Source organism: Chromatium okenii (assembly GCF_002958735.1).
In the GTDB taxonomy this organism is placed as follows: Bacteria; Pseudomonadota; Gammaproteobacteria; order Chromatiales; family Chromatiaceae; genus Chromatium; species Chromatium okenii_A.
In genome coordinates this window covers 152069-167735 of sequence record NZ_PPGH01000013.1, presented here as the reverse complement: position 1 = coordinate 167735, position 15667 = coordinate 152069, and the positions used below count along the sequence as shown (strand labels likewise).

Genomic DNA, 15667 nt, shown 5'->3' with positions numbered 1-15667 from the left:
TGGTTCATGCCCGGTGTATCTGAACGGACACGATGAATTGCATTCGTTATCGAAGAATATCGACGCTGACAGCATTCGTTTTTGGATGGGTTTTGGCGACCATTACATCAATTTTTCACAGTGTTGCGCACCCTCGGTTTCCTGTCACATCTGCCGGTCACATTGACCACCGGACAGGAAGTAGTGCCGCTCAAAGTGGTGAAGGCGCTGCTGCCTGATCCGATGACGCTGGCGCCCGGCTACATCGGCAACACCTGCATCGGCAATGTCGTCAAAGGTTGGAAAGACGGGCAGCGCCGTGAGGTCTTCATTTATCAAGTGTCCGACCACCACGCCTGTTATGAAGAAGTGGAATCGCAGGGCATCAGCTATACCGCCGGTGTGCCGCCAGTCGCTGCGGCGATGTTGGTCGCTGATGGCACTTGGGATGCCAAGACGATGGTGAATGTTGAAGAGCTTGATCCAGAACCGTTTATTGCGATTCTCGACCGCATTGGGCTGCCGACCGAAATCAAAGAAATCGAACCCTGCAGTGCTGCAACTTTCGATGGCACGGTGCGCGATTTAGCGCAGGAATTGTCCGAATCGACGGCGACCGTCACAGTTTCGGCGGCGAATCCGATGATTGCTGTTGCGCCAAAACCGCGTTGATGTTTGATTGCTGCCTGCGTTTACCCGCAGGCAGAGCCGCATTCCAGCGCCCGCTGCGCCAGCCATTTTTTCAACTTCCGCGCTTAACCCAATCACGTCCCAGTCAAGCGCCCAGCGATTTGTTATCGAGGAGTACGCGATGCGTTTCCGCTTTCCAGTCATCATCATTGATGAAGATTTCCGCTCTGAGAACGCGAGCGGTTTTGGCATTCGCGCCCTCGCCAAGGCGCTCGAAAACGAAGGGCTGGAGGTGCTCGGCGTCACCAGTTACGGCGATCTCGCCTCCTTCGCCCAGCAGCAAAGTCGCGCCTCATGCTTCATTCTCTCGATTGACGATGAGGAATTCGGCACGGGTTTGCCGGAAGAAGTTCAAGAGGTGATCTCAAGACTGCGTGAATTCGTCAAAGAAGTTCGCGTCCGCAACGAAGACATTCCGATTTTTCTTTACGGCGAAACCCGCACCTCGCGCCACATTCCCAATGACGTGCTGAAGGAACTCCATGGTTTTATTCACATGTTCGAGGACACGCCGGAGTTCATTGCTCGCTACGTCGTGCGTGAAGCGCGGGTTTATCTCGACAGTTTGGCGCCACCTTTTTCCGGGCGCTGACCCACTACGCAGCAGACAGTTCCTATTCTTGGCACTGTCCGGGACATTCCGGCGGCGTCGCCTTTCTCAAAAGTCCGGTCGGGCAAATGTTTCACCAGTTCTTTGGCGAAAACATGCTGCGAGCGGATGTCTGCAACGCCGTTGATGAACTGGGACAACTGCTTGATCATTCGGGACCAGTTGCAGCTTCGGAACGTAACGCAGCGCGTATTTTCAACTGCGATCATCTGTTTTTTGTCACCAACGGCACGTCCACCTCAAACAAAATCGTCTGGCATTCGACCGTCGCCCCGGATGACATCGTGGTTGTAGATCGCAACTGCCACAAGTCGATTCTTCACGCCATCATTATGACTGGCGCGATTCCCGTTTTTCTGATGCCGACGCGCAATCATTACGGAATTATTGGACCGATTCCGCTGGATGAATTCCGTCCAGAAAACATTCAACGAAAGATCGAAGCCAATCCGTTTACCAAAGGAATTCCATCTAAACCGCGCATTTTGACGATCACGCAAAGCACTTATGACGGCGTGCTCTACAACGTGGACACCATCAAATCTGTTAGATGGTCAGATTGATACGCTGCTATTTGATGAAGCCTGGTTGCCCCACGCCACATTTCACGATTTCTATCTCGGAATGCACGCCATCGACAAAGATCGCTCGCGCTGCCGTGATTCGATGGTGTTCGCACGCAATCCACGCACAAATTGCTGGCGGGTTTATCGCAGCCTCGCAGATTCTGGTTCAGGAATCCGACACGCGCACTTTGGATTGGCACATTTAACGAAGCCTATTTGATGCACTCTTCGACCAGTCCGCAGTACGCCATTATCGCGTCCTGCGATGTCGCCGCGCCATGATGGAACCGCCGGGCGGCTGCGTTGGTGCATGAATCAATTATGGAAGCCTTGGATTTTCGCCGCGCCATGCGCAAGGTTGACGCGGAATTTGGCGCGGATTGGTGGTTTAAGTCTGGGGGCCGGATTATCTCGCGAGGAAGGCATCGGCGACCGCAACGATTGGGTATTAAAGCGATGATCGCTGGCACGGTTTCGGCGATCTGGCGACCGATTTCAATATGCTTGACCCAATTAAAGCCACCATCATTACTCCGGGATTAAATGTAGATGGTGAAATCGCCAATTCAGGAATTCCCGCAGCCATTGTCACTAAATATCTCGCCGAACACGGCGTTGTTGTTGAAAAGACTGGGCTGTATTCGTTTTTCATTATGTTCACCATCGGTATTACCAAAGGGCGCTGGAATACGATGGTGACTGAATTACAACAATTCAAAGATGACTACGACCGCAATCAACCGCTGTGGCGAGTGCTGCCTGAGTTTATTCAGGCGCATCCTTGTTATGAAAAAATCGGGCTGCGTGATCTCTGTGATCAGATTCACGGGATTTATAAAGCGAACGATGTCGCCCGTTTAACCACCGAAATGTATCTTTCTGATTTCGTTCCAGCAATGAAACCCGCAGTTGCATTTGCCAAGACTGCGCACCGCGAAATCGACCGCGTCAGAATTGATGATCTTGAAGGCCGCATTACCAGCGTATTGCTCACGCCTTATCCGCCCGGCATTCCGTTGTTAATTCCGGGCGAGCGTTTCAATAGCACCATCGTGCGTTATTTGCAGTTTGCGCGTGAATTCAATACCCGATTCCCGGGTTTTGAAACCGACATTCACGGTCTGGTTAAAAAGAGTGTCGATGGCGAAATTGGCTATTTCGTTGATTGTGTAAAACCTGTATAGGAAATTGAGTTGTCAGTAACCGCTTTTCTGCTGACAACTCACCATTAAATCAATCGTTAAAGGTGGTGATATGCAGCGACGTGATTTTTTGAAATCGGCGGGAATTGGCGCACTTGCTGCGGGAGTGGCATTGCCAGCGCAGGCAGAAACAACAACGGTGAAATGGCGGCTGGCGTCGAGCTTTCCCAAAAGCCTCGACACCATTTATGGCGGTGCGGAAATGCTCGCCAAACGGGTCGCTGAACTGACGGATGGACAGTTTGAAATCCGCGTGTTTGCTGGCGGTGAACTGGTTCCGGCATTTGGTGTGCTCGACGCAGTGCAACAGAACACCGTCGAATGCGGTCACACTGCATCTTATTATTATTACGGTAAAAACAAGGCGTTGGCGCTGGAAAGCACCTGGCCGTTCGGACTCAACACGCGCCAAATGACCGGCTGGGTTTATGGCGCTGGTGGCATGGAGCTGCTGCGCGAGATGTTCGCTGCTTACAACATCGTACATTTCCCCGGCGGCAGCACTGGCGCACAAATGGGCGGTTGGTTTCGCAAGGAAATCAAATCACTCGCCGATCTCGACGGGCTAAAAATTCGTATTCCCGGATTTGGTGCAGAAATTTTCTCGCAGATGGGCGCAGTGCCGCAGTCGCTGCCGGGCGGTGAAATCTATCCGGCGCTGGAGCGCGGTGCGATTGACGCTGCCGAATGGACAGTGCCGTATGACGATGAAAAGTTGGGTTTTCAAAAGGTTGCGAAGTATTACTACGCGCCCGGCTGGTGGGAGCCGGGCACACATCTGGTGTTTTATGTGAATCAGGCGCAGTGGGCAGCGTTGCCTCCGGCGTATCAGGCAGCGTTCACCGCCGCTGCGCAGGAAGCGCATCTGCAAATGTTGGCGGCGTATGACGCGAAGAATCCGCCAGCGTTGCAGCGTTTGTTGCAAAACGGCGCGGAGTTGCGCCGTTTCCCCGATGACGTGTTGCTCAAAGCCTATGCGATTGCGCAGCAGATTTACGCCGAAGAATCTGCGCAAAATCCGACGTTTAAGACGCTTTATGATTCTATGCGCGAGTTCCAAAAACGCTCCGATGCGTGGTGGACTGTGGCGGAATCTTCAATGGCGAATTTCATGCAGGCAGTGCAGCGGCACAAATAACTGCGAGCGGGTTAGTCGGGCGTTTTCGTCAAGCGCCCTTCCGTGCCTGCCAGCAAATTGCGGATGTTGCTGCGATGTCGCCAAATCAATAAGCCGCTGATAATCAACTGCATTCCCGCCAATATCCGCACCGAATCCGGGTGTGGCCACAGCAGCCACACCAGCACCGGCGCCAGCGCCATCGAAATCAGTCCTGATAACGACGAAATCTTCAAAATCTTGGCGACAAACAGCCAGATCGCTGCGACTGCCAAACCAATCGGCCAATACAATCCAAATTGCACGCCCAGCGCAGTGGCCACGCCTTTGCCGCCCTGAAATCCAAAAAAGATCGGATATAAATGACCGAGAAATGCTGCCAGCCCGATTCCCGCCAGCGCCAGCGGTTCTGCGCCCAGTAGATGACCAATAACCATCGGAATCAAGCCTTTAAGACTGTCACCGACGAGCGTGATGGCAGCGGGTTTTTTACCGCCGATGCGCAGCACATTGGTTGCGCCGGGATTGTTGGAACCCTGAGTGCGCGGATCGGGTAAACCCATGATTCGGCACACGAGAATGGCGCTCGATACAGAACCGAGCAGATAAGCAGCGATAATAAGCACAAGAGAAATCAGCATGATGATCGTGAATTTGAGTGAACAGAAATGGCGCACAAGATTACGATAAACCGCTATTAATTGCCCAAACGATGTCAGGAATTAAACGCGATGGATATTGTTTTTATTCGAGGTTTGCGGATTGACGCGATCATTGGCATTCACGACTGGGAGAAGCAGCAGCGTCGTCCGTTGCTCTTGGATCTGGAATTGGGCTGTGATATTCGCCGCGCTGCCGCAACCGATCAGATTAGCGACGCGCTCGATTATGCCGCCGTCACCGAGCGCCTGATGCAGCTCGTCGCTGATAACCGTTTTGAATTGGTCGAAACGCTGGCCGAACACTGCGCGACCTGTTTGCGCGAAGAATTCGCCATTCCGTGGCTGCGGCTGACACTCAATAAACCGGACGCCGTGGGCGCTGGCGTGGCAGTTGGCGTCATCATCGAACGCGGCGAGCGCATCCCGTAAACGATGAACTCGTTATCATGCAGGTCTTCATTTCCATGACATCACGGTGATTTACTTGCGCAATCGAATACTTTTGGGATTATTCCTCTCACTTACTGCCGCGACCGTCATCGCGCAAAACGACGCGCCAGCACCGGATGATGCGCCCGCAGCAACCAGCGCCAGCGGTGGATTTTTGCAAGCGCCAACCGTTGAACCCTCGGCAGTGACCGGTGATGCGGTGGAGCCAGAAATCACCATCACCGAATCTGGCAGCGATGTGGTGTACGAATATCGGGTACGCGGGGCGCTGTACATGGTGCGGGTGCAGCCGCAAATTGGTCCGGCGTATTATTTTTACGATTTGAATGGCGACGGCATGATCGATGCCCATGAACGCTCTGCGCACAATACCGCCGTGCCACAGTGGGAACTGTTCCACTGGAATTGAGCTGCATCATGTCCAACACCACAATTCTTTGGTTTCGCCGCGATCTGCGGCTTGATGACAATCCGGCGCTGCTCGCGGCGCTGGCGGATGGAGCGCGAGTAATTCCGGTTTACATTCACGCGCCGAATGAAGAAATGCCATGGATGGCTGGCGCAGCAAGTCGCTGGTGGTTACACGGCAGTTTGCTGGCGCTGGATCAAGCCCTGCACCAGCGCGGCAGCCAGTTGTGGATTGCGCGGGGCGACAGTTTGGGCGAACTGCGCCGCATCGCCGCACTGACTGGCGCAACGCAAGTGCGCTGGAATCGTCTTTATGATCCAGTGACTTGCGAGCGCGATACGCAGATCAAACAGGCGCTGCGCGATGACGGTCTGCACTGCGCCAGCCATAACGCCGCGTTGTTATTTGAACCCTGGGAAATTCGCAACGGCAGCGGTCAGCCATATCGCGTGTTTACTGCGTTTTGGCGAGCTTGCGTCAAACAGTTGCAGCAGTTGCAGCCGCAACCTGCGCCAGCTGCGCTTCCGCCACTGCACAATTTACCAACCAGCCTCAGCGTCGCTGATCTCGAATTGCTGCCGCGTATCGCGTGGGATCAAGGTTTGCGCGAAACGTGGACGCCGGGCGAAATCAGTGCGCTGCAACAGGCCACCGCCTTTCTCAATACGCAGTTAAACGATTACGGCGTTCAGAGGGATTTTCCTGCAATTTCCGGCACTTCGCGGTTATCTGCGCCGCTGCATTTCGGCGAAATCAGTCCACGTCGCCTGCTGGCAATGCTCCGCGAGCGCAGCGTTGATCCACTGACTGACCCGTGGATGCGCGAACTGGGCTGGCGCGAGTTTGGTTATCACCTGCTGTATCACTTTCCGCACACCACGACCGAACCATTGGACACACGGTTTGCCGCGTTTCCGTGGCGCAGTGACCGCGCAGCCGAATTGCTCGCTGCGTGGCAGCGCGGACACACCGGAATTCCGTTGGTGGACGCCGGAATGCGCGAACTCTGGCACACCGGCTGGATGCACAACCGAGTGCGCATGATCGTCGCGTCGCTGTTGACTAAAAATCTGCTGCTGCCGTGGCAAGCCGGGGCGCAATGGTTTTGGGATACGTTGGTTGATGCAGATTTAGCTTGTAATACAGCGGGTTGGCAGTGGACGGCGGGCTGTGGCGCGGATGCTGCGCCCTATTTTCGCGTGTTCAATCCGGTGTTGCAGGGGCAGCGATTTGATCCTGATGGCAATTACATTCGCCGTTGGTGTCCAGAGCTGGCGCGTTTACCCAAGGCTTATCTGCATCAACCGTGGACTGCGCCAGCGTCAATACTCACGGCAGCGGGGATTCGGCTCGGCAGCGATTATCCTGCGCCAATTGTCGATTTGGCTGCGTCGCGGCAACAGGCGTTGGCAGCATGGGAACGGATCAAAATCACGCCGAAATGACGGTTTCAAACCAGCGCGACGGTGATGGCATCACCGTCGGCAACAGCGAAAATTCTAATGTGCGGGTGGGGCGGGAATTGCGGGGCAGCAGCAGGTGCTGGCGGAGCGCCTTTATCTTCTTCATGAATTGTTTCATCGGCTTTTTTATTCAAAACGATGATACTAATTCGCCGATTGATCGGATTATCAGGCGCGTTTTTATCAAAGGGAATGGTGTCAGCAAAACCAACCACTCGCCCAATTTTATCTTCAAGCATTCCCCAGCAACCAGAGTACGCCGCGCTGCATTCGCCCGATCGCAGACAATTCCCAATTGCTAAACCCGCGCCGCGCCAGAATTTTTGAATCGGTGTGACCGGTCAAACTAATCCGATTGGGCACTTGGTTAATCATCTTCGACAATTCTTTTAGAATCGCATCAGTATAACTTTTCAATTGCGCACTGCCGGAATCAAACATCGGGCGGTTTTCTTTATCGACAATTTGAATGCGCAGCCCTTCGGAAACGATGTCAATTAACAGTTGTTCTTTATACGGCGCAATGATGTCGCTTTTATCCACTGCTTCTTCAATTTGCTCTTTTAATGCTTCCAAACGCGCTTGATCCAGTGCCTGCGCCGCTTCTTCCGCCTGTTGCGCATCGAGCACTGATGAAGGCGCTTCCGGTGCCATATCCACTGCGCCATCAAACGAAATCAGCGATGGACTCGATCCAGACCCTTCGCCCTGCGCTTGCGAAGGCGCAGTGCTGGCACCTTCAAATGCGGAGGGATTTTTGAAATACGTCGAAATCGCGGCTTTCTGCTCTTTTGTCGTTGATGCCATGATCCACAGCAGCATGAAAAACGCCATCATCGCAGTGGCAAAATCCGCAAAGGCAATCTTCCACGCGCCGCCGTGATGACCTCCGCCTTGAAGATTTTTTTGATGATGATCGGTTGTTTGCTGTTGTCGATGGCCATGCTGAATGATCCTGATTAAGCGCCGCCGCGCAGATGTTTTTCGAGTTCGGAAAAACTGGGGCGGAACCCTGAACTCATCGTTTTACGTCCAAATTCAACGGCAACTTGCGGGCTATAACCCTGCACGTTGGCGAGGATGCACGCTTTCAAACAGGATAAATAGCGCGTTTCCTCGGCAGCGTAGCGTTCCATCACGGTCGAAATCGGACTGACAAAACCGTAGGCAATCAAAATACCGCTGAGAGTGCCGACCAGCGCAGCGGCAACGAGTGTGCCGAGTTCGCTCATTGGTCCACCGAGTGCTGCCATCGTGTGCACGATACCGAGCACGGCTGCGACAATACCGAAAGCGGGTAAACCGTCACCAACCCGTTGCACCGCGTGAGCACCTGCTTCTGCTTCGTGATGATGATTGTTGATTTCAATATCCATCAAATTATCAAGTTCAAACGGATTCATATTGCCGCTAACCACTAAGCGCATGTAATCCGAAATAAATTCAGTCGCATGATGATCTTTTAATAGCCGAGGATATTTCTGGAATAGGGCGCTATTCGCTGGCTCTTCCACATCGCCTTCAATGCCCATCAATCCTTCTTTACGCGCTTTGGTAAATAGGTCGTACATGAAGCCGAGTGCGTCGAGATAATCTGCTTTTTTGTATTTTGCTCCAGTGAATAAGCCGGGAATTGATTTGAGCGATGCCATCACCACGCTCATCGGATTGGCAATGATAAAACCGCCGAGCGCAGCGCCTAAAATAATGACCAATTCAAAAGGTTGCCACAGTGCTGCGATATGACCACCACCGGCAGCAAAGCCACCGAGCACCGAGGCGAAGACGATAATGGAGCCTAGGATCAGATTCACGCTGTCGAGTCCTCAGAGGCGTTGAGTTGCAGTATCAACCCGCTTGTGAGGCGGGTTATCCGCAACCAATAATAGCGCATCAGATTATTGCTGTGACACGAATCACAAATCTGATGCAAGTGTAGTTGCCCATCGACGACTGATAACTGGAGATTTTACCGTGCATTCAAACTGGCTGACGGCAGTGACAAGCAACGCGACACCAGAGGAGCTTCCGGTGTTAGCACGAACGCGCCGTGAATGTGCTGCTTTACTCGCCGACGAGCTGGCTCCGCTGCGGAAAATTGCGATGTTTATCATGGGCGATCCGGCACTGGCGCTGCGCGTGTTGCAACGCGCCAACGCCGTGCCGCATCGTCACTTCAGCGCGGAAGTTGCGTTATTGGAAGATGCTGGGCACATGCTCGGCACACAAACCCTCATGCGTTTGGAAGCCGAAGCGAATGTCGCCGATGCGGTTCTGACTGATGAGCGGCTGGCGTCTTATCAGCGCAGTGCTGGACGAGCGGTACTTGCGGCATTGCTGGCGCAGGATTGGGCGGAAGTTGATCACGACCGGTTTCCAGCCGAAGTGAGTTTGGCGGCGTTGCTCAATCATCTCGGCGAATTGTTTTTGCTGGCGCACGGCGATCCGCGCATCAATCGCTATCTCGATTTGGTGGAAATCAGTCATCTGCTGCCACACGAAGCAGAATATCTATCGCTCGGCGAAAGTTTGGAAGAATTGGGTTATGTGCTGGCGCAGCAGTGGAAATTGCCAGAAATGGTGCGCGAGGCAATGCGAGCACGAAATGCGCAATATCCCCGCGCACTGTGCGTGATGCTGGCGACGCAAATTGCCCGTCATGCGTTTTCGAGTTGGCAGCGTCCGACGCTGATGAATGATCTGCGTTTGACGGCAGATTTGCTGGCACTGGAACTCCAGCCGCTGATACGCCGCATTAACGGTTTGCTGATCGGATTCAATCGCAACGTGGGCGATTATGGCGTTAAACCACTGAAATTGTTGCCGATGGATGGCATTACGAACATCAGCACACCATGGTCAGTGGGTTTTTGTCTGGCTCCGCGAGCGGATGAAGTGGCGCAGTGTCGCGCAGTATTTACTGCGGAAGTACCGCCCGACCGCGACGACGTGTTAATTCAATTGGTGCGCACTCTGCATCGCGGCGTGGGATTAAATCGGGTGGTGTTTGCCCGCTATCACCCGCGTTTACAAATGTTGTCGGCAGAATTTCTGGCGGGCACTGATTTTGAGCCATTATTTAATCGTTTTCGATTAACGATTGATGATGACAGCGTCATTCAAGAATTGCTTGCTGTGTCTGCTGCGCTGTGGATTAACGACAATAACGCAGCGGAATTATTGCCGCGCATTCCGCCAGCGGTTTTAGAATTGATTGGCGTCAAACATTTTTTCATGGCGTCGCTATGGGTGAAAACGCAAGTGATTGGTGTGGTTTATGCCGATCGACGCAGTGAAAGCTGTCAACTTGACGCCCGCAGTTTCAATACGTTCAAACAACTGGTGAATGAAGCGGGCGCGTGTCTGGCGCGGCGCGATTAAATCACTCACGCTCGGCAGTACGGCGCTGCGTTGTTGCCATCGCAAAACTGACGGCATCTGCAACCTCGATATGAAGATCGTCCAGTTCGGAATCGCTTAAATGCGATGCAAAATCAACGCAGTGGCGCACATAACGCGCTGGCAAATAATTCAACGCGACGCAGGCAAGATCATCCATGTAGTCGTCCTCAAGCGGTGTGTGCTCAGATTTGAACACATCGTAGAGGCGTTCTAAAACCAGACGCTCATAATAATTGCTGATACTCGATAGCATGAGAAGCTCACCAGTCTGCGGTTAGATGTCAGCGTCGGCGACCGCAAAGATGCCCGGCGCATTGCGGAAATAATTTTTATAATCAAGCCCATAGCCGTATAAATAACGATCTGCAACCACCACGCCTACCACGTCCGCCTGACATTGATGCGGGCGCTGTTTTTCCACCAGCACTGCCGATAACACGCTTGCTGCGCCGTCCTCGTGACAGGCGCGAATCACCTGCGCCAGCGTGATGCCCTCGTCGAGAATGTCATCCAAAATCAAAATGTGTTCGCCACGAATTGCTGCCGATGGGCGATGCCGCCACGCCAATTCGCCGCCGCGAGTCGCGCCCTGATAACGGCTGGCGTGAAGATAATCGACACGCAGTTGGAAGTTGAGGCGCGGCAATAACAGCCCAGCAGCAATCACTGCGCCGGTCATCACGCACAGCACCAGCGGGTCTTTATCCGCCAGTTGCGCGGTTAATGCGGCAGCCATGCTGTCAAGTGCGGCGTCCATTTCCGCCGCAGTCACCAAACACTCGGCGCGAGCAGCGACGGCGTCGTATTGCGTTGCAGTGAGTTTCATTAACAAGTCTCCAAATGCGTGGAATCAAGCTGCGCCAGCCATTGCCGCGCACGTTGCCAATCCGAATTTTCGGGCAATTGTGCCCAGTTCATCGCTGCCGGTGCGCCGCGCAATGCGGATAAACGCTGCGAGGTCAGCGGTGCAGACGTTACCGCCAGCGCGTCAACAATCCTGATCGCCGCCGGACGATTGTTGCAAATCAATAGCATGTCGCAACCCGCCAGTAACGCCGCCTGCGCTCGCTCCACATGATCGCCACCCGCCGCTGCTGCTGCCATATTCAAATCATCGCTAAAGATAACACCTTGAAAACCTAAACGTTCGCGCAAAATGCGCTGCAACCAAATTATGGAAAAGCCAGCCGGTTGCGCGTCAATCTGTGAATAAATCACATGCGCGGGCATGATTGCCGCCAATCCGTTCGCGATTAATTGACGGAATGGTTCGAGATCATCTTGCTCAATGGCTGCCAGCGAACGCGAATCGGTCGGCAGCTCGGTGTGTGAATCTGCGGCGACTCCGCCGTGACCGGGAAAATGTTTGCCGACTGCGATCATTCCTGCTCGTTGCACTCCGCGCTGCCATGCCAGCGCCAGCGCCGTCACTGCCGCCGGATGTGCGGAAAAACCACGATCGCCAATGACTTGGCTAATGCCGCGATTCAAATCCAGCACCGGCGCAAAACTGAAATCGACGCCCAGCGCCCGCAATTCCGTTGCCATCAGCCAGCCTGCTGCTTCACAGATTTGACCAGCGATTGTCGGATCAGCGGCGTACATCGCGCCAAATTGTCCCACCGCCGGCAGGCGCGTAAAACCATCTCGAAACCGTTGCACCCGTCCTCCTTCTTGATCGACCGCAATCAATAATGGCGGATCACGCAGCGCAGTAATCTCGGCGGTGAGCGCGGCAAGTTGCGCCGGATCGGTGTAATTACGCGCAAATAAAATCACGCCCCCGACAGCCGGATGACGCAATAGGTCGCGGTCTTCGGCAGTGAGTGCCGTTCCCGCACAATCAAGCATGATCGGACCAAGCAACATGTGGCTTTGCACTGCATCAGGTTTAAAACAATGGCAAGGATAGTAGAAAAAGCGCGGCGCTTTTCGCTTTTGCACCACACCAATCGACGCCGCCGCTGCGCCAATCTCCGGTAAACTCAACGTCGCGCTCCGCTGCTGCGCGGTGGCGATTGGTTTTTTCATCTCTTCGACCTGATTTAGGTCGCAGCGCACCGGCATCGGGCACGGCGCATCACGTCACGATTCACGAGGTAATGTCGTTTTATGAATGCCAAGATTGTGCATATTTTGCTGTGGACAGGCGTCACTCTGTGGCTATTGATGACGCTCAGTAATTTGATTTTCAAAGATAAAATTGAAACTCGCCCCATGAGTTACAGCCAGTTTTTACAAGAAATCAGCGGCGGCGCAATTCAAGAAGTGACAATTCAAGATCAAACCGTGCAGGGTGTGCGCACTGACGGCTCGCGCTTTGAAACCTACGATCCGGGCGATCCCGGTCTGGTGAGCGATTTGCTCAAACGCGGTGTCACCATTCGCGCCGAGCCGCCAGTCACGCCGAGCGTGTTAATGCAATTGGTCGCTGCGTGGCTGCCGTTTGTTTTGCTGGCTGGCGTGTGGATTTGGCTGATGCGACGCAGTGCGGGCGGCGGCGCGGGCGGACTATTTAATTTTGGCAAAAGCCGCGCCCGCCAACATGCCGAAGGCGACGTGAAGGTCACGTTGCGCGATGTTGCTGGCGTCGATGAGGCTAAAGAGGAAGTCGGCGAACTGGTGGATTTTCTGCGTAATCCGCAAAAGTTCACCAATCTCGGCGGACGTATTCCGCGTGGTGTGCTGATGGTCGGTCCGCCCGGAACGGGTAAAACGCTGCTGGCGCGAGCGATTGCGGGCGAGGCGAAGGTGCCGTTTTTCAGTATTTCCGGCTCGGATTTCGTGGAAATGTTTGTCGGCGTCGGCGCGTCACGAGTGCGCGATCTATTTGAACAGGCGAAAAAAAGTGCGCCGTGCATTATTTTCATCGACGAAATCGACGCGGTGGGACGCAAACGCGGCGCGGGTCTCGGCGGCGGTCACGATGAACGCGAGCAGACGTTGAATCAGTTGCTGGTGGAAATGGACGGTTTTACCGGCAGCGAGGGCGTGATTGTGATTGCAGCGACCAACCGCGCTGATGTGCTTGATCCGGCACTGCTGCGCCCCGGGCGTTTTGATCGGCAAGTCGTCGTCGGGCTGCCGGATTTGGCGGGACGAGCAGCGATTCTGGAAGTGCACATGCGCAAAGTTCCGCTCGCTAACGATGTCGATGCGCGAACGCTGGCGCGGGGGACGCCGGGGTTTTCTGGCGCAGATTTAGCCAATTTGGTCAATGAAGCAGCGTTGTTTGCGGCGCGTTCAGGTCATAGCGAGGTTGGAATGGCGATGTTTGAAAAGGCAAAAGACAAAATCATGATGGGCGCAGAGCGGCGCAGTCTGGTGATGTCGGATGCCGAGAAAAAACTCACCGCGTATCACGAAGCTGGGCATGTGATTGTTGGGCGCTGTGTGCCAGAACACGATCCAGTGCACAAAGTGAGCATCATTCCACGCGGACGGGCGCTGGGCGTGACGCTGTTTTTGCCGGAGCGGGATCGCTACAGCATGAGCAAGCGCCAGCTCGAAAGTCAGATTTCCAGTCTGTTCGGCGGGCGGTTGGCAGAAGAGATCATTTTCGGAGCCGAGCAGGTGACGACTGGCGCCTCCAACGACATCGAACGGGCAACGTTGATCGCCCGCAACATGGTGACGCGCTTCGGGTTGTCGGATGGGCTGGGACCGCTCGCGTATGCCGAGGATGAAGGCGAGGTGTTTTTAGGGCGCTCAGTGACGCAGCATCGGCACGTGTCGCCAGAAACGGCGCTGACGATTGATCAAGAAGTGCGGATCATCATCGACCGCAACTATCAACGGGCGCAGCAGATTTTGGAAAAACATCTGGACAAGCTGCACCTCATGGCGGAGGCGCTGCTGCGGTTTGAAACCATTGCCCGCGATCAAATTGACGACATTATGGAAGGGCGTCCGATGCGCGAACCAGATGATGATTCTGGACGTCCACCGTCAAAAACAGGTGAAGTGTTACGCAGTCAGGGTGTTCAGCCGTCGCCGCCAGTGGTTGCGGATGGCGTTTGATCTTTAGTTGGAACAAACAAGCGGCATTGAGGGATCGCCAACGATCTGGCAATGCCGCTATTGTTTTGCCACCTTATTTTTCAAAACGATGACCATCAACATGATACGTGGAGCAATACACTGTTTTTTAATTCTGACGCTCGCGGTAGTTAGCGGCTGCGCTACCAAAAGCGTCGATTCCGGTTCAGGTAAACGCCGAGCGGAAGTGGTGCGAGTTGGGCTGGCGCAGATCGGAACGCCTTATGTTTACGGCGGCAAAAGCCCAACGACTGGTTTTGACTGTAGCGGCTTGACGCTGTACGCCTATCAAGCGGCTGGCGTTTCTATTCCGCGCATGGCACGGGAACAACAACGCGCTGCCCAACCGGTTAAAGCCAATCCACGCCCCGGTGATATGGTGTTTTTTGAAACTAAACCCGGGGTGTATCACGTCGGATTAATGGTTGATCAAGATCGCTTTGTGCACGCTTCAACCTCGCGCCAGCAAGTGAAAATTGATCGATTAAAAACACCTTATTGGACGGCGCGTTATCTCGGCGCCGGAACCTATCTCAATTAAAGCTGGCGCAGGAATGGTTGGTAAACACTCGTATTTTCCGATGTCCTGTAGCACAATGTTCGACGCCTTCCGGCAGTAGTCGGGAGTATTAAAGCCACATAAACGTTTTGATATTTTTTAGGAGTGACATCAATGTCCGATAAGCCAATCAGTCAGAGCCGTCGCGATGCCGTCAAAGTGATTTTGGGTACTGCTGTAGCGATCCCCATGATTAACTTGGTCGGTTTTAGCACTGCGCACGCCGCTCCTGCCAACGCAGTAACACCAGACGATCCGACCGCACAGGCATTGAAGTACAGCCAAGACGCCACCAAATCGATTCGTGACAGTGCCGCTCGTCCAGGTGCACCAACCAGCGAACAGCATTGCGCAACTTGCATGTTCATGCTGCCTGATCAAGGCGATGCGGAATGGAAAGGCTGCTCGTTATTCCCCGGCAAGTTGATCAGCATTAACGGCTGGTGCTCCTCTTGGACTCTGAAAGCCGGCTAATCTGAGCCAACACGCTCCGCGAAGCGCATTCAAAACGGGGCCATTG

17 protein-coding genes and 2 pseudogenes are annotated in these 15667 nt (G+C 54.1%); 13 read left to right on the top strand and 6 right to left on the bottom strand.

The genetic code is table 11. The features are described from left to right. Nucleotides 1–120 precede the first annotated feature (120 nt). The 6 genes and pseudogenes from CXB77_RS02640 (at nt 121) to CXB77_RS02630 (ending at nt 4185) form a co-directional block, all read left to right on the top strand. Nucleotides 121–651, top strand: a complete 531-nt coding sequence (locus tag CXB77_RS02640) for a saccharopine dehydrogenase family protein (RefSeq protein ID WP_242445375.1) — start codon at nt 121–123, stop codon at nt 649–651. 139 nt (nt 652–790) lie between these two features. Further along, nucleotides 791–1261 carry an Orn/Lys/Arg decarboxylase N-terminal domain-containing protein gene (locus CXB77_RS20910; protein ID WP_242445374.1) on the top strand — a complete coding sequence of 157 codons (471 nt, stop codon included), beginning with the start codon at nt 791–793 and terminating at the stop codon, nt 1259–1261. Next, nucleotides 1258–2127: pseudogene (locus CXB77_RS20905) on the top strand (hypothetical protein). Before CXB77_RS20910 ends, CXB77_RS20905 begins: the two are co-directional and overlap by 4 nt. Continuing rightward, entirely contained in the window at nt 2111–2305 is a 195-nt protein-coding gene (locus CXB77_RS20900) for a hypothetical protein (RefSeq protein WP_242445373.1), read from the top strand. Before CXB77_RS20905 ends, CXB77_RS20900 begins: the two are co-directional and overlap by 17 nt. A 40-nt stretch (nt 2306–2345) precedes the next feature. After that, nucleotides 2346–3029, top strand: coding sequence for a hypothetical protein (locus CXB77_RS20895; RefSeq protein ID WP_242445372.1), 684 nt, complete (start codon nt 2346–2348; stop codon nt 3027–3029). A gap of 70 nt (nt 3030–3099) precedes the next feature. After that, nucleotides 3100–4185 carry a TRAP transporter substrate-binding protein gene (locus CXB77_RS02630; protein WP_105072683.1) on the top strand — a complete coding sequence of 362 codons (1086 nt, stop codon included), beginning with the start codon at nt 3100–3102 and terminating at the stop codon, nt 4183–4185. 11 nt (nt 4186–4196) lie between these two features. Here the strand turns inward: CXB77_RS02630 and plsY are convergent, their stop codons facing one another. Beyond that, nucleotides 4197–4805 (bottom strand): glycerol-3-phosphate 1-O-acyltransferase PlsY, encoded by a 609-nt coding sequence (gene plsY / locus CXB77_RS02625; RefSeq protein ID WP_105072700.1) that lies wholly within the window; start codon nt 4803–4805, stop codon nt 4197–4199. A 90-nt stretch (nt 4806–4895) separates the two neighbouring features. Here plsY and folB point away from each other — a divergent pair, with 90 nt between their 5' ends. The 3 genes from folB to CXB77_RS02610 are packed head-to-tail and all read left to right on the top strand — an operon-like array spanning nt 4896 to nt 7130. Continuing rightward, entirely contained in the window at nt 4896–5255 is a 360-nt protein-coding gene (folB, locus tag CXB77_RS02620; RefSeq protein ID WP_105072682.1) for a dihydroneopterin aldolase, read from the top strand. A gap of 46 nt (nt 5256–5301) precedes the next feature. Further along, a complete protein-coding gene (locus CXB77_RS02615; RefSeq protein WP_242445371.1) occupies nt 5302–5685 on the top strand; it encodes a DUF2782 domain-containing protein in 384 nt (127 codons plus the stop codon). 8 nt (nt 5686–5693) lie between these two features. Next, entirely contained in the window at nt 5694–7130 is a 1437-nt protein-coding gene (locus CXB77_RS02610) for a cryptochrome/photolyase family protein (protein ID WP_105072681.1), read from the top strand. A gap of 5 nt (nt 7131–7135) precedes the next feature. Here CXB77_RS02610 and motB read toward each other — a convergent pair. Together motB and motA are read right to left on the bottom strand one after the other, a co-directional pair. After that, nucleotides 7136–8092 (bottom strand): annotated as a pseudogene (motB, locus tag CXB77_RS02605) (flagellar motor protein MotB). 15 nt (nt 8093–8107) lie between these two features. Continuing rightward, nucleotides 8108–8962: a flagellar motor stator protein MotA gene (gene motA / locus CXB77_RS02600; protein WP_105072680.1), complete on the bottom strand. Its 855-nt coding sequence runs from the start codon at nt 8960–8962 to the stop codon at nt 8108–8110. A 160-nt stretch (nt 8963–9122) separates the two neighbouring features. Here motA and CXB77_RS02595 point away from each other — a divergent pair, with 160 nt between their 5' ends. Further along, complete coding sequence (locus CXB77_RS02595) at nt 9123–10529, top strand: HDOD domain-containing protein (protein ID WP_105072679.1); 1407 nt, start codon at nt 9123–9125, stop codon at nt 10527–10529. A 1-nt stretch (nt 10530) separates the two neighbouring features. On the opposite strand, the gene CXB77_RS02590 is transcribed toward CXB77_RS02595, so the two are convergent. Genes CXB77_RS02590 through nagZ form a run of 3 tightly spaced genes read right to left on the bottom strand, consistent with a single transcriptional unit; the run spans nt 10531 to nt 12419 of the window. After that, complete coding sequence (locus CXB77_RS02590) at nt 10531–10803, bottom strand: late competence development ComFB family protein (RefSeq protein ID WP_105072678.1); 273 nt, start codon at nt 10801–10803, stop codon at nt 10531–10533. A 21-nt stretch (nt 10804–10824) separates the two neighbouring features. Next, entirely contained in the window at nt 10825–11376 is a 552-nt protein-coding gene (locus tag CXB77_RS02585) for a hypoxanthine-guanine phosphoribosyltransferase (RefSeq protein WP_105072677.1), read from the bottom strand. After that, entirely contained in the window at nt 11376–12419 is a 1044-nt protein-coding gene (nagZ, locus tag CXB77_RS02580; protein ID WP_105072698.1) for a beta-N-acetylhexosaminidase, read from the bottom strand. Before nagZ ends, CXB77_RS02585 begins: the two co-directional genes overlap by 1 nt. A 243-nt stretch (nt 12420–12662) precedes the next feature. On the opposite strand from nagZ, the gene ftsH reads away from it, so the two are divergent. From ftsH to CXB77_RS02565, 3 genes are all read left to right on the top strand, one after another. Further along, nucleotides 12663–14570, top strand: coding sequence for an ATP-dependent zinc metalloprotease FtsH (gene ftsH, locus CXB77_RS02575; protein WP_105072676.1), 1908 nt, complete (start codon nt 12663–12665; stop codon nt 14568–14570). A gap of 7 nt (nt 14571–14577) precedes the next feature. Continuing rightward, complete coding sequence (locus CXB77_RS02570) at nt 14578–15129, top strand: C40 family peptidase (protein ID WP_242445370.1); 552 nt, start codon at nt 14578–14580, stop codon at nt 15127–15129. A gap of 132 nt (nt 15130–15261) precedes the next feature. Beyond that, nucleotides 15262–15621: a high-potential iron-sulfur protein gene (locus CXB77_RS02565; protein ID WP_105072675.1), complete on the top strand. Its 360-nt coding sequence runs from the start codon at nt 15262–15264 to the stop codon at nt 15619–15621. Nucleotides 15622–15667: the final 46 nt, after the last annotated feature.

What these genes read in the sequence shown, in the direction of transcription:
- CXB77_RS02610 (WP_105072681.1), top strand. Translation starts at nt 5,694, where the DNA reads ATGTCCAACACCACAATTCTTTGGTTTCGCCGCGATCTGCGGCTTGAT.
- CXB77_RS02590 (WP_105072678.1), bottom strand. Translation starts at nt 10,803, where the DNA reads ATGCTATCGAGTATCAGCAATTATTATGAGCGTCTGGTTTTAGAACGC.
- CXB77_RS02565 (WP_105072675.1), top strand. Translation starts at nt 15,262, where the DNA reads ATGTCCGATAAGCCAATCAGTCAGAGCCGTCGCGATGCCGTCAAAGTG.
- CXB77_RS20895 (WP_242445372.1), top strand. Translation starts at nt 2,346, where the DNA reads ATGCTTGACCCAATTAAAGCCACCATCATTACTCCGGGATTAAATGTA.
- ftsH (WP_105072676.1), top strand. Translation starts at nt 12,663, where the DNA reads ATGAATGCCAAGATTGTGCATATTTTGCTGTGGACAGGCGTCACTCTG.
- CXB77_RS20900 (WP_242445373.1), top strand. Translation starts at nt 2,111, where the DNA reads ATGTCGCCGCGCCATGATGGAACCGCCGGGCGGCTGCGTTGGTGCATG.
- CXB77_RS02585 (WP_105072677.1), bottom strand. Translation starts at nt 11,376, where the DNA reads ATGAAACTCACTGCAACGCAATACGACGCCGTCGCTGCTCGCGCCGAG.
- CXB77_RS20910 (WP_242445374.1), top strand. Translation starts at nt 791, where the DNA reads ATGCGTTTCCGCTTTCCAGTCATCATCATTGATGAAGATTTCCGCTCT.
- folB (WP_105072682.1), top strand. Translation starts at nt 4,896, where the DNA reads ATGGATATTGTTTTTATTCGAGGTTTGCGGATTGACGCGATCATTGGC.
- plsY (WP_105072700.1), bottom strand. Translation starts at nt 4,805, where the DNA reads ATGCTGATTTCTCTTGTGCTTATTATCGCTGCTTATCTGCTCGGTTCT.
- nagZ (WP_105072698.1), bottom strand. Translation starts at nt 12,419, where the DNA reads ATGTTGCTTGGTCCGATCATGCTTGATTGTGCGGGAACGGCACTCACT.
- CXB77_RS02630 (WP_105072683.1), top strand. Translation starts at nt 3,100, where the DNA reads ATGCAGCGACGTGATTTTTTGAAATCGGCGGGAATTGGCGCACTTGCT.